We start from the raw sequence: 18,798 nt of genomic DNA, 5'->3' as shown, positions 1-18,798 counted from the left end.
CCGTGTACTGGACGTACTCGGGTCGGGGCCCGGTGCGTCGAGAGCGCGTGCATGGCGTCGCGGGGTAGGTGGGAATTTGACGACAGGGCCTAGCCCGACGTCGGCATGATCCAAACGAGAGACCCTGGTCCCGACGACGTGAGCGGGCCGGTCCGCGCCACCCGGTGTCCGAGGGTCCTCCACTGGCCGTACAGTCGATCCGACCGTCTCCAACACAGCTGTAGAGAGTGGCGAGCACACGGTGGACCACACGGTGGACGTGCAGAAGAAGCTCGACGAGATCGTCTCGGTGGTCTCCGGCGCCCGATCCATGCCCATGTCGGCCTCGTGCGTGGTCAACCGCGCCGAACTGCTCTCGCTGCTCGAAGAGGTGCGCGCGGCCCTGCCCGACTCCCTCGCCCAGGCGCAGGAGTTGATCGGGGACCGCGACCACATGGTCGAGCGGGCCCGCCAGGAGGCCGAGCGGATCATCGAGTCGGCCCACGCCGAACGCGGCTCCCTGATCTCCGACACCGAGGTCGCCCGCCGCTCCCGGAACGAGGCCGACCGCATCCTCGCCGAGGCCCGCCAGGAGGCCGAGGACATCCGCGCCGAGGCCGACGACTACGTCGACTCCAAGCTCGCCAACTTCGAGGTCGTGCTCACCAAGACCCTCGGCTCGGTCGGCCGCGGCCGCGAGAAGCTCCTCGGCACCGGCCCAGGCGTCGACGACCGGGGTCACGAGGACGAGGACGCCCCCGAGCGCAGCCACGACCCCGAGACCCTCCGCCGTGACGCGGACGCCTACGTGGACGCCAAGCTCGGCGCCTTCGAAGCCGTCCTCGCCAAGACCCTGGAGGCCGTCGGCCGCGGCCGTCAGAAGCTCCACGGCCGGATCGCCACCGACGACCTCGGCGCCCTCGCCCTGAACGACGACGGCACCTCCCCGACGCCCACCAGCGACGCCGACTACCTGGCCGAGCTGGCCGCCCTCTCGCAGAGCCCCGCCGACCAGTCCCGCTCGGGCCAGGAGCAGTCGCCGTACGCCCCGCAGCAGGACGCGTACGGGGCGACGGCCTACCACCAGGACCAGTACGGCGGCTACCAGCAGCAGTACGGCCAGCCCCAGCAGGCGGACCCCTACGGCTACCAGCAGGCCGACCCGTACGCCGTGAGCTACCCGCAGCAGCCCTCGTACGACCCGAACCAGCAGCACCTGGACCAGCAGCACCCGAACCAGCAGCACCAGGAGCAACAGGGGCGTCAGGGGTACGAGCAGCCCCCGGCGAACACGCTCGACGAGACAAGTCTCTTCGACACCACCATGATCACCGCGGAGCAGCTGCGCCGCTACGAACAGGGCCGCTGACAGCGGATTGGGCCGATGGCGAAAGGTCCAGTATCCTGGCTCTTCGGTCGCGCGTGCGTTCATGCTGTCCGCGGAAGACGCCCGCGATCGTGCGCTGCCCGGAACACCGGAGCGGCGCCCTCCCCTGGAATTCGAAGACCGAAAGTTGTCATGGCTGTGAACGCCCGTCTCGACCACCGCAACCCCCTCGTGTTCGACACGCACGAGCTGGGCCGGCGGCCGGGTGCGATGCAGCGCCTGACGCGTTCGGTCGACGCTCCCAAGGATCTGGGGATCAAGAGCGTCATCGGAGTGCCGGAAGGCGCCCCGGTGGAACTCGAACTCCGCCTGGAGTCGGTCATGGAAGGGGTGCTCGTCACAGGCACCGCCCGTGCCAAGGCCGAGGGGGAGTGCGTAAGGTGTCTGGAGCCGCTGGAGCTGGAGCTCGAAGCGGACTTCCAGGAGATGTTCTCGTACCCCGACGCCGACGAGCGGGGCCGCGTGATCGCGGAGCCCGACACCGACGCCGAGGACGACGAGGACAGGCTCTTCCTCGAGGACGGCCTGTTCGACCTCGAGCCCGTGCTGCGTGACGCGGTGGTGCTCGCACTGCCGATGCAGCCGGTGTGCCAGGACGACTGCCCCGGCCTGTGTTCCGAATGCGGAGCCCGGCTCGCGGACGACCCGGACCACCACCATGACGCCGTCGACATCCGTTGGGCGGCACTGCAGGGACTCGCCGGTTCACTCGAAGATGGCGAGAAGGACGAGATGAGCGGCGGCGCGCCTCAGTCAGCACGCGCCGACGAGAAGCAGGAGAAGTAGCCGTGGCTGTTCCGAAGCGGAAGATGTCGCGCAGCAACACGCGCCACCGCCGGTCGCAGTGGAAGGCTGCGGTCCCCACCCTGGTTGCGTGCGAGCGCTGCCACGAGCCCAAGCAGCAGCACATCGCGTGCCCGTCTTGCGGCACCTACAACAAGCGCCAGGTCCTCGAGGTCTGAGCGGCTGGTGAGAGGCTCCATGTCTGACGCCAAGGCGGAGACCAACGCCAAGAAAAAGGCGGACACCACAGCCTCGTCCCACACGCTTCTGGAAGGGCGGCTCGGCTACAAGCTCGAGTCCGCCCTTCTGGTGCGCGCACTCACCCACCGTTCGTACGCGTACGAGAACGGCGGTCTGCCCACGAACGAGCGCCTGGAGTTCCTCGGTGACTCCGTCCTCGGCCTCGTGGTCACGGACACGCTGTACCGCACCCACCCCGACCTGCCCGAAGGCCAGCTGGCCAAGCTGCGGGCCGCGGTGGTCAACTCTCGTGCGCTGGCGGAGGTGGGCCGCGGGCTCGACCTCGGCTCCTTCATCCGGCTCGGCCGCGGTGAAGAGGGCACAGGCGGCCGGGACAAGGCGTCCATCCTCGCCGACACCCTCGAAGCGGTGATCGGTGCGGTCTATCTCGACCAGGGCCTGGACTCGGCGGCGGAGCTGGTGCACCGCCTGTTCGACCCGCTGATCGAGAAGTCCTCGAACCTCGGTGCCGGCCTGGACTGGAAGACCAGTCTCCAGGAACTCACCGCGACCGAGGGGCTCGGCGTGCCCGAGTACCTGGTCACGGAGACCGGCCCCGACCACGAGAAGACCTTCACCGCTGCCGCCCGCGTCGGAGGCGTCTCGTACGGCACCGGCACCGGCCGCAGCAAGAAGGAAGCGGAGCAGCAGGCGGCCGAGTCCGCCTGGCGCGCGATCCGCGCGGCGGCGGACGAGCGGGCGAAGGCGGCCGCCGAAGCGACGGAGGCGGCGGAGGCCGCGTCCGCCGCGGCGCGGGCTGCCGAGACCGAGGGCGCGCCCTCGGACGCCGCGTCGGCCTGAAACTCCGGTGCCCCCTCGTCGGGGGCTGCCGCCCCCGCACCCCCGCCGGGGTGAGGGGGCGGCTTCCGTACGTCGTCGCGTGCGGGTCCGTCCCGGGCGCGAGCAACCACAGAGCACCCGCAGCAGCCCCACGACGACAACCCAGCCCGCTCTCGGCTCATCCTCCGGAGGACCCCGTGCCAGAACTGCCCGAGGTCGAGGTGGTCCGGCGGGGTCTCCAGCGGTGGGTCGCCCAGCGGACCGTCGCCGATGTCGAGGTGCTGCACCCTCGGGCGATCCGGCGGCACCTGGCGGGCCCCGAGGACTTCGCGCACCGGCTCAAGGGACACCGCATCGGTGAGCCCAGCCGGCGCGGCAAGTACCTCTGGCTGCCCGTCGCGGACACCGGGACCGCAGTCCTCGCCCACCTCGGTATGAGCGGTCAACTGCTCGTGCAGCCGCACGAAGCGGCCGAGGAGAAGCACCTCAGGATCCGGGTCCGCTTCGCGGACGACCTGGGCACCGAACTCCGCTTCGTCGACCAACGCACCTTCGGCGGCCTGTCGTTGCACGACACCAGCCCCGACGGCCTGCCGGACGTCATCGCCCACATCGCCCGCGACCCCCTGGACCCGCTGTTCGACGCGGAGGCGTTCCACCAGGCGCTGCGCCGGAAGCGGACTACCATCAAACGGGCCCTGCTCGACCAGTCGTTGATCAGCGGCGTAGGCAACATCTACGCCGACGAGGCGCTTTGGCGGGCGCGGATCCACTACGAGCGCCCGACCGCCGGCTTCACCCGCCCCCGCACCAACGAACTCCTCGGCCACGTGAGGGACGTGATGAACGCGGCCCTCGCGGTGGGCGGCACGAGCTTCGACAGCCTCTACGTCAACGTCAACGGCGAGTCGGGGTACTTCGACCGCTCCCTGGACGCGTACGGGCGTGAGGGGCTGCCCTGTCGCCGCTGCGGCACCCCCATGCGGCGGCGGCCCTGGATGAACCGCTCCAGCTACTTCTGCCCGACGTGTCAGCGGGCCCCGCGGGTCTCGTCGTAGCGCGCCCGGGCCCGCAGCACGTCCTCCATCCGTTCCTCCACGCAAGTGATGAGGGAGAGCAGACGCTCGGAGACCTCATGGCCGAGCGGGGTGAGGGTGTAGTCGACGCGGGGCGGATTGGTGGGCTGGGCCTCGCGGTGGACCAGCCCGTCGCGCTCCAGCGCGTGCAGGGTCTGGGAGAGCATCTTCTCGCTGACGCCGTCGACGCGCCGCCGCAGTTCGTTGAAGCGCAGCGACCCCTCGTGCAGCGCGCCCAGCGTGAGGGCACCCCAGCGGCCGGTGACATGCTCCAGCGTGCGCCGGGACGGGCAGCTCCTGGCGAAGACGTCGAAGGCCAGGTCGTCGACGTCCCGGCCGTCCGCCCCCGCGGTGGCCTGCGCGGGCGTCACGGCGGTCTGCGCGGCTGATTCCATACGCCGAGAATACTCTGAAGCAGCGCTAACCATAAGGTTGCACTAACTCATGGTTAGCGCTCTGTCTGATCGGTAGAGGCGAGCCTGTTCAGCAAGGGTGGCGGGGTCTTACTCGGTTGACTGCGGTCTGTGGGGTTGCTGTACTCCGCTGCTGTACAGCGACTTCGGAGGACCCGTGACCGCACTGCCGGCGAGCGTAGACCGCGACATCCTCGATCAGAGGATCATTTTTGCGATCATGGCGATCCGTGAAACGCGGGGTTGCACACTTCATGAAGCCATCGATGTGTTCGCGGCACGGTATGAGGAACTCCGCCGTGATCGTCCGGACGACTTCACCGTCGGTCCCGAGGAGTACGGCCGGGGCTTCTACTCCTGATCGGCCGGGTAGCTGGTTTGGAAGATCGCGTATGCGGACCGGGTCTGACCTGGCGAGTCGCCACGTGTTCTCTGCCGCGCTCTACGGCTCGCCCCACTCGGGTACGCACATCATGCGGTGGGCCGGTACGACGGGTTCGCTCGGTAGCGGATCGATTCCACGGACCCGTACGGCCACGATGTCCGTAGGGACGGGGGAGCGGTCCGGAAGTATCGTCAGACGCCACCGGAAGGGCTCCGGGACGTCCTTGGCGGGCAACTCCACCATGGCGAGACTGACCCACCGGTCGTAGTTCGTGGGATAGATGCGGACCAAGGCGCCACATTCGGGGCAAACCGGCGGTTCGATCCAGTTCACGTCATCGGGGTCGGGCTGGGGCCTGGGCGGGGCCGTGGCTCCCTCGGCCAGAGCCATCTCGTTGGCGAGGGTGTTCCAGCACCGCTCGCAGAGGCGGGCCATGAGGCGGAGCCGCCCGCGCTCACGCACCGTGAGATCGGTCTCCTCGCAGCGATCGCATGTGAGCTGATCACGGTCCCGAATCGCCCCCATTGTTCGAGTGTGAGCGAACCTGGCGGGATCGTAGTAGGTCGCGATTTGGCCTCTTTTGGCGATTACTCAACCAACTGCCTCAACCCACCACCTCCCCAGCGTCCATCCCGTCTGCCGTCGACAGACGGGACGGGAGCCCCCGCACCAGCCACTCACGGCCGGCACCCTTGGCCCTCGGCCCTGCCCACGTGTGGGCGCGCGTCGGCATCGGTTGCGCCGAGCGGGCCGAAGGCAGGAGCGCGGGCGCGGCCAGAGCCGGAGAGAGCGTCGAGCGAGACCCGCACCAAGGCTGCCGTTGACGCCGTCTTCGGGCACGGCGAACCCGCGGGTGACGGCCCCGAGACGGCCCAGGAAGCTGAATAAGGGTCTGACCTGCGGCTATCTCAGTAGCCGAAGTCCTGCGTCCACCACGGGCCGCCGTCGCCCAGATGCACACCCACGCCCAGTGTCTTGAAGTCGCAGTTCAGGATGTTCGCGCGGTGGCCGGGGCTGTTCATCCACGCCTCCATGACCGCCTCGGCGGTGGCCTGGCCACGGGCTATGTTCTCGCCGCCGAGCCCCGTGATCCCGAGAGCGGCGGCCCGGTCCCAGGGGTCGTCGCCGTCGGGGTTGGTGTGGTCGAAGAAGCTCCGCAGCGCCATGTCCTCGCTGAACGCCTCCGCCAGCTTCGCCAGCGAGCTGTCCGCCGCCACGGGACCGCAGCCCGCCTTGGCCCGCTCCTGGTTGACCAGCTGGAGCACGGCGGCCTCGGCCTGGGACTCCGCGGAGATCTGCCCCCCGGGAGGAGTGTTCTTCTCCTCCTTCTTCTGAGGCGGCTTGGCGGACGGCTCCTTGGTCTTCTTCGAGCCCGAGTCCTTTTCCGGCTTCTTCTCGTCGGGCTTCTCGGACGGCGTCTTCGACGGCGACGGCGTCGCCGACGGCGAGGCGTCGCGCTCGGCGTCGCGGCTGGTGGACTGGTCCTCGCGCTGCTGCGCGGCGCCGTCCGTGCCGCCCTGCTGGGCGGGCGCCCCCGTGGGCGAGCCCGCGGGCACCACGGCGTCGTTGCTGCTGCCGCCGCTCACCGTGTACTTGTCGCCGCCCGGCAGGACCCCGGTGGCCACCGCGGCGGTGCCGATCGCGACGGCCGCGGAGACGCCGAGCAGGCCCGTCTTCACGGGCGTCGCGGCCTTCTTCTTACGACGACGCGAACCGCCCCCGCGCGACGCGGCCTGGGCGTCGGCCTCCAGGACCGCGGCGAACCCGTACAGGTTCTCGGGGCCGTAGTGCGGCTCCTCGGCGAAACCCGTGTTCGTGACCCCGGTGGCGCGGCCCCTGGCGGCGCGGCCGGCGGCGGAGCGTCGGTGGCGTCCCATGTCCTGGCCTTCCTCGTCCTTGCGGTGTCCCTGCGACAACGTTGGGGCGTGCTGTCAACGTTGTGATCGTCGTCTTCACGAACCTCACACGAAGGAGTGAGTTTCATATGAGATTCATTGGGTGGGGACGGTACAGCATGGCGCCAGGGGAGGGTGAGACCCAGGAGACATTGGCCCGTTAGCGTGCACTCATGAGCGAGGATGTACGACTGGTCGCCTGGGTGCGCGGACGGGTGCAAGGTGTGGGTTTCCGCTGGTTCACCCGGGCCAGGGCCCTGGAGATCGGGGGCCTGAGTGGTTTTGCTCTCAATTTGGCCGACGGACGGGTGCAGGTGGTCGCCGAGGGCCCTCGGACGGCGTGTCAAGGGCTGCTGGAGTGGCTCCAGAGTGACGACACGCCCGGGCGCGTGGACGGCGTCACCGAGATCTGGGACACACCCAGGGGCGGCTACGACGGCTTCGCCATCCGCTGAGGGTGGCCGTGGGGCGCGGCGGTCGCGCGGGCCCGGGTGCGCCACCGGCATATGCCAGGTGCATGTACAGAACAGAAATGTGCAGGTGGTTGCCAAGAAAGCGTCGTCATGGCAAGCTCCGCGACAACGATGATCCCTTCGCCCCCACGGCAAGGAGGGGCCCCGGAAACGCCGCAGCGCCGCCCGTTCAGGGCCGCGCGCCACCGGGATGCCCGCCGATACGGGGCGTGATCGTGTTGACCGTCAAACTTTTTGGTGAGACGCTGAAAGCCCCGCGCACCTTAGCTGTTTGGCATGGAGAACGGCAGCAAAAACTCAACAGTGCCAAGCACCACGGGTGCGATTCCCTCACGACCCACACCGGCTCGGTCGGTCACTCATTGTGGAGGACCATCCATCATGGCAAAGGCGCTTCTCGGTTACGTCGGCGGCTCCGACCCGCGACTCCTCGCCGAGATGCGACGGCTCCAGCAGCGCGTCCAGGACCTGGAATCAGAGCTCGTACGGATCCAGGCTGAGAACGACGCACTGACGGCTGCCGCTTCTCACGACTCGCTTATGGAGAGCATCGACGCACACCAGGCGGAGCCTGCGCTCACCTGATCACTGCATCGCATCGCACCACTACGACAGCAGTGGTTGGGCTGCCCGTATCAACCGCTAAGTTGTCAGATCTGCAAGGGACGCCTTCCCTGAGGCGTCCCTTCTTTCTTCCCCCGCGCTTTCTTTCCGCGTCCCCCGCGCTTCAGTGTGTTCCCCCTCACTCTTAACGTCTGATGTGCCCTGCGCGTTCATGGGCGAAACCGCGCGCTCATGGAGTGAGACAAGGCCGAGAGGTAAAGTCCAGCGCCGTGCACCTCAAGGCCCTGACCCTCCGCGGGTTCAAGTCGTTCGCCTCGGCCACCACGCTCCGGTTCGAGCCGGGCATCACCTGCGTCGTGGGACCGAACGGCTCGGGCAAGTCCAACGTCGTGGACGCCCTCAGCTGGGTCATGGGCGAGCAGGGCGCGAAGTCGCTGCGCGGCGGCAAGATGGAGGACGTCATCTTCGCCGGCACCACCGGGCGGCCCCCGCTCGGCCGCGCCGAGGTGTCCCTGACCATCGACAACTCCGACGGGGCCCTCCCCATCGAGTACTCCGAGGTCACCATCACGCGGATCATGTTCCGCAACGGCGGCAGCGAGTACCAGATCAACGGCGACACCTGCCGTCTCCTCGACATCCAGGAACTGCTGTCCGACTCCGGCATCGGCCGCGAGATGCACGTCATCGTCGGCCAGGGCCAGCTCGACTCCGTGCTGCACGCCGATCCCATGGGCCGCCGCGCCTTCATCGAGGAGGCCGCCGGCGTCCTCAAGCACCGCAAGCGCAAGGAGAAGGCGCTGCGGAAGCTGGACGCCATGCAGGCCAACCTGGCCCGCGTCCAGGACCTCACCGACGAACTCCGCCGCCAGCTCAAGCCCCTCGGCCGCCAGGCCGCCGTCGCCCGCCGTGCCGCCGTCATCCAGGCCGACCTCCGCGACGCCCGCCTCCGCCTCCTCGCCGACGACCTCGTCCGCCTGCGCCAGGCGCTCAGGAACGAGATCGCCGACGAGGCCGCGCTCAAGCAGCGCAAGGAGGCCGCCGAGACCGAACTGAAGCGGGCGCTCCAGCGGGAGGCGCTCCTGGAGGACGAGGTACGCCGGCTCACCCCGCGCCTCCAGCGGGCCCAGGAGACCTGGTACGAGCTGTCGCAGCTCGCCGAGCGGGTGCGCGGCACGATCTCCCTCGCCGACGCCCGCGTCAAGAGCGCCACCTCCGCCCCGCCCGAGGAGCGGCGCGGTCGCGACCCCGAGGACATGGAGCGCGAGGCCGCCCGCATCCGCGAACAGGAAGCCGAGCTCGAAGCGGCCCTCGAAGCCGCCGAGCGCGCCCTGGAGGACACGGTCGCCCACCGGGCCGACCTGGAACGGGAACTGGCCGCCGAGGAACGGCGGCTGAAGGACGTCGCCCGCTCCATCGCCGACCGCCGCGAGAGCCTCGCCCGCCTGGGCGGCCAGGTCAACGCCGCCCGCTCCCGCGCCGCCTCCGCACGGGCCGAGATCGACCGTCTCGCCGCCGCCCGCGACGAGGCCCAGGAACGTGCCGTCGCCGCCCAGGAGGAGTACGAGGCGCTGAAGGCCGAGGTCGACGGCCTCGACGCCGACGACACCGAACTCGCCGAGCGGCACGAGGCGGCCAGACACGCCCTCGCCGAGGCGGAGTCCGCCCTCACCGCCGCCCGCGAGGCCACCACCGCCGCCGAGCGCCGGCGCGCCGCCACCCAGGCCCGCCACGAGGCCCTCGCCCTGGGCCTGCGCCGCAAGGACGGCACGGGTGCCCTGCTCGCCGCGAAGGACCGGCTCGGCGGCCTGCTGGGCCCGGCCGCGGAACTGCTGACGGTGACTCCCGGCCACGAGGTCGCCCTGGCGGCCGCGTTCGGCGCGGCGGCCGACGCGATCGCCGTGACCAGCCCCGCCTCCGCCGCCGAGGCCATCCGGCTGCTGCGCAAGCAGGACGCGGGCCGCGCGGCCCTGCTGCTGGCGGGATCACCGGAGGACGACTGTGCCCCGGGGAGCGCGGGGACCGGCGCGATGGGCCCGGACGCCCGGGCGGACCACGGCCGCCCCCCTGCGCCACCCCCGTCGGGTCGCTTCGCCGCCGACCTCGTCCGGGGCCCCTCCGACCTCATGCCCGCCGTGCACCGTCTGCTCCACGGCGTCGTCGTGGTCGGCACCCTGGAGGACGCCGAGGACCTCGTCTACGCGCGCCCCGACCTCACCGCCGTCACCGCCGAGGGCGACGTGCTCGGCGCCCACTTCGCGCACGGCGGCTCCGCGGGCGCGCCCAGCCTCCTGGAGGTGCAGGCATCCGTCGACGAGGCGGCGGCGGAGCTGGAGGAGCTGGCTGTGCGGTGCGAGGAGCTGGCCGAGGCCCAGCAGGCCGCGGTCGAGCTGCGCCGGGAGCGGGCCGCGCTCGTGGAGGAGCTGGGGGAGCGGCGCCGGGCGGCCGAGCGGGAGAAGTCGGCGGTGGCTCAGCAGCTCGGGCGGCTCGCCGGGCAGGCGCGGGGCGCCGCGGGGGAGGCCGAGCGGTCCACCGCCGCGGCCGCCCGGGCCCAGGAGGCGCTCGACAGGGCCGTCGAGGAAGCCGAGGAACTGGCCGAACGGCTGGCCGTGGCCGAGGAGATGCCCGTCGAGGAGGAGCCCGACACCTCCGTACGGGACCGGCTCGCGGCGGACGGGGCCAACGCGCGGCAGACCGAGATGGAGGCCCGGCTCCAGGTGCGCACGCACGAGGAGCGGGTCAAGGGACTGGCCGGGCGGGCCGACTCGCTCGACCGGGCCGCGCGCGCCGAGCGCGACGCGCGGACCAGGGCCGAGCAGCGCAGGGCGCGGCTGCGGCACGAGGCGGCCGTGGCCGAGGCCGTCGCCTCCGGTGCCCGGCAGCTCCTCGCGCACGTCGAGGTCTCGCTGGTCCGGGCCGAGGAGGAACGCGCCGCCGCCGACGCCGCCAAGGCGCGCCGGGAGCAGGAGCTGGCGCAGGCGCGCACCGAGGGGCGCGATCTCAAGGCCGAGCTGGACAAGCTGACCGACTCGGTGCACCGGGGCGAGGTGCTCGGCGCCGAGAAGCGGCTGCGGATAGAGCAACTGGAGACCAAGGCGCTGGAGGAGCTGGGCGTCGAACCGGAGGGCCTGGTCGCCGAGTACGGGCCCGACCAGCTCGTACCGCCGTCACCGCCCGCCGAGGGCGAGGTGCTGCCGGACGACCCGGAGCATCCCCGCAACCAGCCCAGGACCTTCCACCGCGCCGAGCAGGAGAAGCGGCTCAGGGCGGCCGAGCGGGCGTACCAGCAGCTCGGCAAGGTCAATCCGCTGGCTCTGGAGGAGTTCGCGGCCCTGGAGGAACGGCACAAGTTCCTCAGTGAGCAGCTGGACGACCTGAAGAAGACCCGTGCCGATCTGCTCCAGGTGGTGAAGGAGGTCGACGAGCGCGTCGAGCAGGTGTTCACCGAGGCGTACTGGGACACCGCGCGGGAGTTCGAGGGCGTCTTCAGCCGGCTCTTCCCGGGCGGCGAGGGACGGCTGGTGCTCACCGATCCCGACAACATGCTCACCACCGGGGTGGACGTCGAGGCCCGCCCGCCCGGCAAGAAGGTCAAGCGGCTGTCACTGCTGTCCGGCGGCGAGCGCTCGCTGACGGCCGTCGCCATGCTGGTGTCGATCTTCAAGGCGCGGCCCAGCCCGTTCTATGTGATGGACGAGGTCGAGGCGGCGCTCGACGACACCAATCTCCAGCGGCTGATCCGCATCATGCAGGAGCTGCAGGAGGCGTCCCAGCTCATCGTGATCACGCACCAGAAGCGGACGATGGAGGTGGCCGACGCGCTGTACGGCGTGTCCATGCAGGGCGACGGTGTGTCGAAGGTCATCAGCCAGCGACTGCGTTAACCGTTTTCGAGGCGGGGTAGACGGGGTCCGAGCGCGTGGTTGCCTCGGGCCCCTAACTCTGTTGCCTTGCCATAGTTGCGATTTCTTCAATACTTGAACTCAATCTCCTCAATCAATCCTGCTCGGGCCTGACGAGGCGGCAAGCGCTGTCATCTGACCCCTCTTGACTTCGGAACTTGAAGACATAGTCTCTGCAACGTTGTTTTTACCTTCAGAGCGGAAGGTCCCCCCACGTGACCAGCACAGCGCAGGCATCCCCGACAGGAGCCCGGGCAGCCCATCCCGAGCACCTCTCGCACGTGATCTTCATCGCGGCGGCGGCCGCCATGGGCGGGTTCCTCTTCGGCTACGACAGCGCCGTGATCAACGGCGCCGTCGAAGCCATCAGGGACCGTTACGACATCGGCTCCACAGCCCTGGCCCAGGTGATCGCCATCGCGCTGATCGGCTGCGCCGTCGGTGCGGCCACCGCCGGCCGCATAGCCGACCGCATCGGCCGTATCCGCTGCATGCAGATCGCGGCGGCCCTCTTCACGGTCAGCGCCGTCGGCTCCGCACTGCCCTTCGCGTTGTGGGACCTCGCCTTCTGGCGCGTCGTCGGCGGCTTCGCCATCGGCATGGCCTCCGTGATCGGCCCCGCCTACATCGCCGAGGTCGCCCCCGCCGCCTACCGGGGACGGCTCGGCTCGTTCCAGCAGGCCGCCATCGTCGTCGGCATCGCGGTGTCGCAGCTGGTCAACTGGGGGATCCTCAACGCGGCCGACGGCGACCAGCGCGGTGAGCTGCTGGGCCTGGAGGCATGGCAGGTCATGCTGGGCGTGATGGTCGTCCCGGCCGTCCTCTACGGTCTGCTCTCCTTCGCCATCCCCGAGTCGCCGCGCTTCCTGATCTCCGTCGGCAGGCACGAGCGCGCCCGTGAGGTGCTCGCCGAGGTCGAGGGCGAGGGCGCCGACCTGGACGCCCGGGTCGCCGAGATCGAGTCGGCGATGCGCAGCGAGCACAAGTCGTCCTTCAAGGACCTGCTCGGCGGCAGCCTGCTGTTCAAGCCGATCGTCTGGATCGGCATCGGCCTGTCGGTGTTCCAGCAGTTCGTCGGTATCAACGTCGCCTTCTACTACTCCGCGACGCTGTGGCAGTCCGTGGGCGTCGACCCGACCGAGTCGTTCTTCTACTCCTTCACGACCTCGATCATCAACATCGTCGGCACGGTCATCGCGATGATCTTCGTGGACCGTGTCGGCCGCAAGCCGCTCGCCCTCATCGGCTCCGTCGGCATGGTCCTCGGCCTCGCCCTGGAGGCATGGGCCTTCTCCTACGACCTCGTCGACGGCAAGCTCCCGGCCACCCAGGGCTGGGTCGCCCTGATCGCCGCCCATGTCTTCGTCCTCTTCTTCGCCCTGTCCTGGGGTGTGGTCGTCTGGGTCATGCTCGGCGAGATGTTCCCGAACAAGATCCGCGCCGCCGCCCTGGGCGTGGCCGCCTCCGCGCAGTGGATCGCCAACTGGGCCATCACCGCGAGCTTCCCGTCCCTGGCCGACTGGAACCTCTCCGCGACCTATGTGGTCTACACGGTCTTCGCCGCACTCTCCATCCCGTTCGTCCTGAAGTTCGTCAAGGAGACCAAGGGCAAGTCGCTGGAGGAGATGGGCTGACGCCAAGCCCCCGGACCCGAGGAGCAGGGCCAAGTCCCCGCTGCCCCGCTCCTCGTACCCCGCCGTCGCCCCGGCCCGACCACTGAGCGGACCGGGGCGGCGGCGTATCCGCACCGGGCGGGAGGGCCGGCCGTCCAGAGGGCGCACCCGCTCGCGGCGGTGGGTTCAGCCGTCCGGTCGGGGCAGCACCCGCTCGCGGCGGCGGGTTCAGCCGTCCAGCCGGGGCAGGACCCGTTCGGCGAAGAGCCGCAGCCCCCGCCACCCCTCCTCCACCGGCATCCCGCCCGCCAGCGGGTGCAGGACGTAGTTGTCGAGGCCCAGCGCCACACACTCGTCCGGCGTGACGATCCGGTACACGCCCTCCGTGCGCAGCTCGTCCACCGTGGTCGCCCCCGACCGCACGGCCGACCGGATCCCGGCCGACTGCCACGAGGCGTACGTCCGCGCCTCGTGCAGGAAGTGCCCGCCGTACTCGGCCCACGCACGGTCCGGATCCTCCGCCACGTGCAGCAACGGAGTCTCGGCCGCGGGCATCATCGTCCAGCCCTCGGTGCCGTACTCCACGAGGCGCTCCTTGTAGTACGCCTCCAGCTCCGGCAGGTGCGCGCTCGGGAAGAAGGGCAGCCCGAGCCGCGCCGCCCGCCGGGCAGCCGCCTTCGACGAGCCGCCGACCAGCAGCAGCGGATGCGGCTCGGTGGCCGGTCGAGGGGTGACGCGGACCGTGCGCCCCCGGTAGGTGAAGGGCTCGCCGGTCCACGCCCGCAGCAGGGTCTCCAGCACCTCGTCCTGGAGCCTCCCCCGGCTCTTCCAGTCCACGTCGAACTGGGCGTACTCCTCCGGCCGGTACCCGATCCCCGCCACCGTCACCAGCCGCCCGCCGCTCACCAGGTCCAGCACGGCGATCTCCTCGGCCAGCCGCAGCGGGTCGTGGAGCGGCCCGATCACCGCCGACACCGTCACCGTGATCCGCCGCGTCGCCCCGAACACCGCGCCCGCGAACACGAACGGCGCCGGCAGCCAGTTGTTCTCGACCCCGTGGTGCTCCTCCGTCTGCACGGTGCTGATGCCCCGCTCGTCGGCGTACGCCGCCATCTCCACCGCGGCCCGGTAGCGGGCCCCCAGCGAAGCGGGCGTGGCACCGGGCTCGACCAGATTGAAACGGACGACCGTGACGGGCATGGGGACCCCCTTCGGGCGGATGTGGAGGGGGACGTTAGCTGACGCCTCGTCAGGTATCCAGGGGTGTGGCGGCCCGGTGTGGCCCCGTACGGCGATCGAACGCGGCGGGGGGTGGTCGCGCATACTGGTCCCGTTATGGAAATCCTCATCCTTGCTGTAGTCATCGCCGTGGTCGTGCTCGGCGTGCTCGGCGGGCTCGTCGTCGGCAGTCGCAGGAAGAAGACGCTGCCCCCGGCGCCCCCCACGACACCCGACATCACCGCGCCCCCGGCCGAGCCGCACGTCGGCGACGAGGCCGAGACCCCGCGCGACGAACCGCGCCGCACGATCGAGGAGGTGGACCTCCCGGACGCCACGGCGACGGCACCCGTCGCCGTCGAGGAACCACCGGTCGTCGAGGTCCCCCCGATCGAGGTCCCGGAGCCGACCGCCGGCCGTCTGGTACGGCTGCGCGCCCGGCTCTCCCGCTCGCAGAACGCGCTCGGCAAGGGTCTGCTCACCCTGCTGTCGCGGGAGCATCTCGACGACGAGACCTGGGAGGAGATCGAGGACACCCTCCTCACCGCCGACGTCGGCGTCCAGCCCACCCAGGAGCTCGTCGAGCGGCTGCGTGAGCGTGTGCGGGTGCTCGGCACCCGGACCCCGGCGGAGCTGCGCACGCTGCTGCGCGAGGAACTGCTCAAGATCCTCGTCCCCGAGTTCGACCGCGCGGTCAACACCGACTCGCCGCTCGACACCCCGGGCATCGTGATGGTCGTCGGCGTCAACGGCACCGGCAAGACCACCACCACCGGCAAGCTGGCCCGGGTCCTCGTCGCCGACGGCAAGAACGTCGTCCTCGGCGCCGCCGACACCTTCCGCGCCGCCGCCGCCGACCAGCTCCAGACCTGGGGCGAGCGCGTCGGCGCGCGCACGGTGCGCGGTCCGGAGGGCGGCGACCCGGCCTCCATCGCCTTCGACGCCGTCAAGGAGGGCATCGAGGAGGGCGCCGACGTCGTCCTGATCGACACCGCGGGCCGGCTGCACACCAAGACCGGCCTCATGGACGAGCTGGGCAAGGTCAAGCGGGTCGTCGAGAAGCACGCCCCGCTCGACGAGGTACTGCTCGTCCTCGACGCCACCACCGGCCAGAACGGCCTGATCCAGGCCCGTGTCTTCGCCGAGGTCGTCGACATCACCGGCATCGTCCTGACCAAGCTGGACGGCACCGCCAAGGGCGGCATCGTCATCGCGGTCCAGCGGGAGCTGGGTGTCCCCGTCAAGCTCGTCGGCCTGGGAGAGGGCGCGGACGATCTGGCGCCGTTCGAGCCGGAGGCGTTTGTTGACGCCCTTATCGGCGACTGATCACCACCGCCTGCGGACGTCCGTGGGCGGTCATGACGAAAGCGCCCGACCCCAGGTGCAGTGGGGGTCGGGCGCTTCGCCGTCTGCAGGGGCCGCGGGCGGGCGGACCGTGGACGCGGCGGCCTGTGGGGGCTCGGCGGAGTGGCGGTCCGGCGGAGCGGCGGTTTCGGGTCGGCTGTGCGGGGATCAGGCCCGGGACCGGTGCGCCACGTACGCCAGGGTGCCCAGCAGCAGCCGCGCGGCCGGTGGCCTCGTCGCCGAGTCGAGGGCGGGGGAGCGTAGCCAGCGGACCGGGCCGAGGCCGCCGCGGTCGGAGGGCGGGGCGGTGATGTGGGCACCCGGGCCGAGGCTGCGCAGGTCGAGGGCGGAGGGGTCGTCCCAGCCCATGCGGTAGAGCAGCTCCGGCAGCTCGGCGGCGGCGCCGGGGGCGACGAGGAAGTGGGCGCGGCCCTCGGGGGTGGCGATCACGGGGCCCAAGGGGAGACCCATGCGTTCCAGTCGGACCAGCGCGTGCCGTCCGGCCGACTCGGCGACCTCGATCACGTCGAACGAGCGTCCCACCGGCAGCATGATCGAGGCGCCGGGGTGCTCCGCCCACGCCTCGGTCACCTCGTCGAGGGTGGCGCCGGCGCGGACCGGGGGAGCGAAGTCGAGGGGGTGTGCGCCGGGCGCGTCACAGGTCGTCCTGCCGCACGAGCACGCGCCCGAGGCCGCCCGCGCGCCGGGGACCACGTCCCACCCCCACAGACCGGTGAACTCGGCCACCGTTGTGCAGTCGGAGGTGCGGCCGCGCCGCCCGGATCGCAACTCGCGAATGCCGCCGATCGTGAAGCCCATGCCCCCTCCAACGGGTCCAGCGCGCCGGTGGTTACGCGACGGAGGCGGAGTGTGACGCTCTGTTCCCGCCAGGGCGGCGCATCGCGATACCCCCGGGTGGTGCGGTCGTGGCGCGCGCCCTTGAATGCATCGCTCCGCCGACCCCCGGCCGTCATGTGTCAAGTGAATCGCGTACGGGGGACCGTTAGTTCATTCGAAGGGGTGGCGAATGGTGGCGTTTCTGGAATCGCCGTGGCCGGACGCGTGATCGTGGGATTACTTTGAGTGCACAGATCCTGGGGATGCACGCGCTCGTGGGTATGCCGGAGGCAAGTCGTCTTTCCGTTCGACGGGTGAGAACGGACGGACGTACGGCGCGGTAACCGGCATTCTGGTAGGGCTTGGCGCACACAGCGCACACAAGTGGTTTCAGGGATGGGGGCGTTCCAGTGGGCGGCAACGGCGGAAGCGGCACGAACGCTGAGAAGCGCCCGAACGAACTGCTGGGCTCGTGGTTCGTCCGCAGCGGCTGGTCCAAGGGCGAGCTCGCCCGCCAGGTGAACCGCCGTGCCCGCCAGCTCGGGGCCAACCACATCTCCACCGACACCTCGCGTGTACGGCGCTGGCTCGACGGAGAGAACCCGCGCGAGCCGATCCCGCGAATCCTGTCCGAGCTGTTCTCCGAGCGGTTCGGCTGTGTCGTCGCGGTCGAGGACCTGGGGCTGCGCGCCGCACACCAGGCGCCGTCCGTGTCCGGCGTGGACCTGCCCTGGACGGGCCCGCAGACCGTGGCGCTGATCAGCGAGTTCTCGCGCAGCGACCTGATGCTGGCGCGGCGCGGCTTCCTCGGGAACTCACTGGCCCTCGCCGCGGGCCCGGCCCTCATCGAGCCGATGCAGCGCTGGCTCGTCCCCACGATCCCCGCCCCGCGCCCGGAGCCCGAGCCGTCCGCCGCCGCGCGCCGTGGCGGCCGTCTCTCCAAACCCGAGCTGGACCTCCTGGAGTCCACCACGGTGATGTTCCGGCAGTGGGACGCCCAATGCGGCGGCGGCCTGCGCCGCAAGGCGGTCGTCGGCCAGCTGCACGAGGTGACCGACCTCCTCCAGGAACCCCAGCCCGAGGCCACCAACCGGCGTCTGTTCAAGGTCGCCGCGGAGCTGGCGGAGCTGGCCGGCTGGATGAGTTACGACATCGGCCTCCAGCCCACCGCCCAGAAGTACTTCGTCCTCGCCCTGCACGCGGCGAAGGAAGCGGGCGACAAGCCCCTCGGCTCGTACGTCCTGTCCAGCATGAGCCGTCAGATGATCCACCTCGGCCGCCCCGACGACGCGCTCGAACTGATCCACCTCGCCCAGTACGGCAGCCGCGACTGCGCGAGTCCGCGCACCCAGGCGATGCTGTATGCGATGGAGGCCCGCGCCTACGCCAACATGGGGCAGCCCGGCAAGTGCAAGAGGGCCGTCCGGATGGCGGAGGACACCTTCGCCGACGCCGAGGAATGGGACGACCCGGACCCCGACTGGATCCGCTTCTTCACCGAGGCCGAACTGCACGGCGAGAACTCCCACTCCTACCGCGACCTCGCCTATGTCGCCGGCCGCAGCCCCACCTACGCCTCCCTGGCCGAGCCGGTGATGCGCCGCGCGGTGGAGCTCTTCGCGACGGACACCGACCACCAGCGGTCGTACGCGCTCAACCTCATCGGCATGGCCACGGTCCATCTGCTCCAGCGCGAGCCCGAGCAGGGCGCCGAGATGGCCCAGCAGGCCATGACCGTCGCCAGGAAAGTGCGCTCGGAGCGCCTCAACACACGGATCCGCAAGACCGTCGACACGGCCGTACGCGATTTCGGTGAACTCGCCGAGGTCGTCGAGCTGACCGATCAGCTCGCCGTCCACCTCCCGGAGACCGCCGAAGCGGTCTGACCCGGCCCGCCCCGCCGCTCCCG

The 18,798-nt window shown here is 70.7% G+C and carries 17 protein-coding genes; 12 read left to right on the top strand and 5 right to left on the bottom strand.

Translation table 11 applies throughout. The features are described 5' to 3' along the window. Positions 1–253 precede the first annotated feature (253 nt). The 5 genes from ACZ4Z2_RS24625 to mutM all read left to right on the top strand — a co-directional run bounded on the left by ACZ4Z2_RS24625 (position 254) and on the right by mutM (position 4,227). Positions 254–1,348, top strand: coding sequence for a cell division initiation protein (locus ACZ4Z2_RS24625; protein WP_468078816.1), 1,095 nt, complete (start codon positions 254–256; stop codon positions 1,346–1,348). Between the two features lie 150 nt (positions 1,349–1,498). Beyond that, positions 1,499–2,152: a YceD family protein gene (locus tag ACZ4Z2_RS24620; protein WP_468078806.1), complete on the top strand. Its 654-nt coding sequence runs from the start codon at positions 1,499–1,501 to the stop codon at positions 2,150–2,152. Positions 2,153–2,154: 2 nt separating this feature from the next. Next, positions 2,155–2,328 carry a 50S ribosomal protein L32 gene (gene rpmF, locus ACZ4Z2_RS24615; RefSeq protein ID WP_003951102.1) on the top strand — a complete coding sequence of 58 codons (174 nt, stop codon included), beginning with the start codon at positions 2,155–2,157 and terminating at the stop codon, positions 2,326–2,328. A gap of 19 nt (positions 2,329–2,347) precedes the next feature. Continuing rightward, positions 2,348–3,190, top strand: a complete 843-nt coding sequence (gene rnc, locus ACZ4Z2_RS24610; protein WP_468078805.1) for a ribonuclease III — start codon at positions 2,348–2,350, stop codon at positions 3,188–3,190. Positions 3,191–3,366: 176 nt separating this feature from the next. Next, the gene (mutM, locus tag ACZ4Z2_RS24605) at positions 3,367–4,227 is read left to right on the top strand and encodes a bifunctional DNA-formamidopyrimidine glycosylase/DNA-(apurinic or apyrimidinic site) lyase (protein WP_468078804.1); all 861 of its coding nucleotides are present in this window, start codon (positions 3,367–3,369) and stop codon (positions 4,225–4,227) included. On the opposite strand, the gene ACZ4Z2_RS24600 is transcribed toward mutM, so the two are convergent. Further along, on the bottom strand, positions 4,200–4,640 hold the full coding sequence (locus ACZ4Z2_RS24600; RefSeq protein ID WP_468078803.1) for a winged helix-turn-helix transcriptional regulator: 441 nt from the start codon (positions 4,638–4,640) through the stop codon (positions 4,200–4,202). The two genes, mutM and ACZ4Z2_RS24600, sit on opposite strands and share 28 nt — an antisense overlap. Positions 4,641–4,815: 175 nt before the next feature. Between ACZ4Z2_RS24600 and ACZ4Z2_RS24595 the strand changes: the two genes are divergently transcribed. Then, positions 4,816–5,019, top strand: a complete 204-nt coding sequence (locus tag ACZ4Z2_RS24595) for a hypothetical protein (RefSeq protein WP_468078802.1) — start codon at positions 4,816–4,818, stop codon at positions 5,017–5,019. An 81-nt stretch (positions 5,020–5,100) separates the two neighbouring features. Here ACZ4Z2_RS24595 and ACZ4Z2_RS24590 read toward each other — a convergent pair whose 3' ends face one another. Both ACZ4Z2_RS24590 and ACZ4Z2_RS24585 read right to left on the bottom strand, forming a co-directional pair. Continuing rightward, positions 5,101–5,505 carry a DUF6083 domain-containing protein gene (locus ACZ4Z2_RS24590; protein ID WP_468078801.1) on the bottom strand — a complete coding sequence of 135 codons (405 nt, stop codon included), beginning with the start codon at positions 5,503–5,505 and terminating at the stop codon, positions 5,101–5,103. A gap of 446 nt (positions 5,506–5,951) precedes the next feature. Continuing rightward, positions 5,952–6,920 carry a CAP domain-containing protein gene (locus ACZ4Z2_RS24585; RefSeq protein WP_468078800.1) on the bottom strand — a complete coding sequence of 323 codons (969 nt, stop codon included), beginning with the start codon at positions 6,918–6,920 and terminating at the stop codon, positions 5,952–5,954. A gap of 191 nt (positions 6,921–7,111) precedes the next feature. Between ACZ4Z2_RS24585 and ACZ4Z2_RS24580 the strand changes: the two genes are divergently transcribed. From ACZ4Z2_RS24580 to ACZ4Z2_RS24565, 4 genes are all read left to right on the top strand, one after another. Beyond that, positions 7,112–7,393 (top strand): acylphosphatase, encoded by a 282-nt coding sequence (locus ACZ4Z2_RS24580; protein WP_468078799.1) that lies wholly within the window; start codon positions 7,112–7,114, stop codon positions 7,391–7,393. Between the two features lie 399 nt (positions 7,394–7,792). Then, on the top strand, positions 7,793–7,996 hold the full coding sequence (locus ACZ4Z2_RS24575; protein ID WP_009327638.1) for a hypothetical protein: 204 nt from the start codon (positions 7,793–7,795) through the stop codon (positions 7,994–7,996). Positions 7,997–8,244: 248 nt separating this feature from the next. Continuing rightward, complete coding sequence (gene smc / locus ACZ4Z2_RS24570; RefSeq protein ID WP_468078798.1) at positions 8,245–11,859, top strand: chromosome segregation protein SMC; 3,615 nt, start codon at positions 8,245–8,247, stop codon at positions 11,857–11,859. A gap of 233 nt (positions 11,860–12,092) precedes the next feature. Further along, complete coding sequence (locus ACZ4Z2_RS24565) at positions 12,093–13,511, top strand: sugar porter family MFS transporter (RefSeq protein WP_468078797.1); 1,419 nt, start codon at positions 12,093–12,095, stop codon at positions 13,509–13,511. Between the two features lie 207 nt (positions 13,512–13,718). Here the strand turns inward: ACZ4Z2_RS24565 and ACZ4Z2_RS24560 are convergent, their stop codons facing one another. Beyond that, on the bottom strand, positions 13,719–14,690 hold the full coding sequence (locus tag ACZ4Z2_RS24560) for an LLM class flavin-dependent oxidoreductase (RefSeq protein ID WP_468078796.1): 972 nt from the start codon (positions 14,688–14,690) through the stop codon (positions 13,719–13,721). Positions 14,691–14,825: 135 nt separating this feature from the next. Between ACZ4Z2_RS24560 and ftsY the strand changes: the two genes are divergently transcribed. Further along, on the top strand, positions 14,826–16,034 hold the full coding sequence (gene ftsY, locus ACZ4Z2_RS24555) for a signal recognition particle-docking protein FtsY (RefSeq protein WP_468078795.1): 1,209 nt from the start codon (positions 14,826–14,828) through the stop codon (positions 16,032–16,034). A 186-nt stretch (positions 16,035–16,220) separates the two neighbouring features. Here ftsY and ACZ4Z2_RS24550 read toward each other — a convergent pair whose 3' ends face one another. Further along, positions 16,221–16,871 carry a bifunctional DNA primase/polymerase gene (locus ACZ4Z2_RS24550; RefSeq protein ID WP_468078794.1) on the bottom strand — a complete coding sequence of 217 codons (651 nt, stop codon included), beginning with the start codon at positions 16,869–16,871 and terminating at the stop codon, positions 16,221–16,223. A 428-nt stretch (positions 16,872–17,299) separates the two neighbouring features. On the opposite strand from ACZ4Z2_RS24550, the gene nsdA reads away from it, so the two are divergent. Beyond that, positions 17,300–18,775 (top strand): transcriptional repressor NsdA, encoded by a 1,476-nt coding sequence (gene nsdA / locus ACZ4Z2_RS24545; protein WP_468078793.1) that lies wholly within the window; start codon positions 17,300–17,302, stop codon positions 18,773–18,775. Positions 18,776–18,798 lie beyond the last annotated feature (23 nt).

The organism is Streptomyces sp. NPDC030183 (assembly GCF_055573455.1).
This window is presented reverse-complemented; position numbering and strand designations above follow the sequence as displayed.

Coding starts and splice junctions, on each gene's coding strand:
- ftsY (WP_468078795.1), top strand. CDS start 14,826: ATGGAAATCCTCATCCTTGCTGTAGTCATCGCCGTGGTCGTGCTCGGC.
- ACZ4Z2_RS24575 (WP_009327638.1), top strand. CDS start 7,793: ATGGCAAAGGCGCTTCTCGGTTACGTCGGCGGCTCCGACCCGCGACTC.
- ACZ4Z2_RS24580 (WP_468078799.1), top strand. CDS start 7,112: ATGAGCGAGGATGTACGACTGGTCGCCTGGGTGCGCGGACGGGTGCAA.
- ACZ4Z2_RS24620 (WP_468078806.1), top strand. CDS start 1,499: ATGGCTGTGAACGCCCGTCTCGACCACCGCAACCCCCTCGTGTTCGAC.
- ACZ4Z2_RS24600 (WP_468078803.1), bottom strand. CDS start 4,640: ATGGAATCAGCCGCGCAGACCGCCGTGACGCCCGCGCAGGCCACCGCG.
- ACZ4Z2_RS24560 (WP_468078796.1), bottom strand. CDS start 14,690: ATGCCCGTCACGGTCGTCCGTTTCAATCTGGTCGAGCCCGGTGCCACG.
- ACZ4Z2_RS24550 (WP_468078794.1), bottom strand. CDS start 16,871: ATGGGCTTCACGATCGGCGGCATTCGCGAGTTGCGATCCGGGCGGCGC.
- ACZ4Z2_RS24585 (WP_468078800.1), bottom strand. CDS start 6,920: ATGGGACGCCACCGACGCTCCGCCGCCGGCCGCGCCGCCAGGGGCCGC.
- rnc (WP_468078805.1), top strand. CDS start 2,348: ATGTCTGACGCCAAGGCGGAGACCAACGCCAAGAAAAAGGCGGACACC.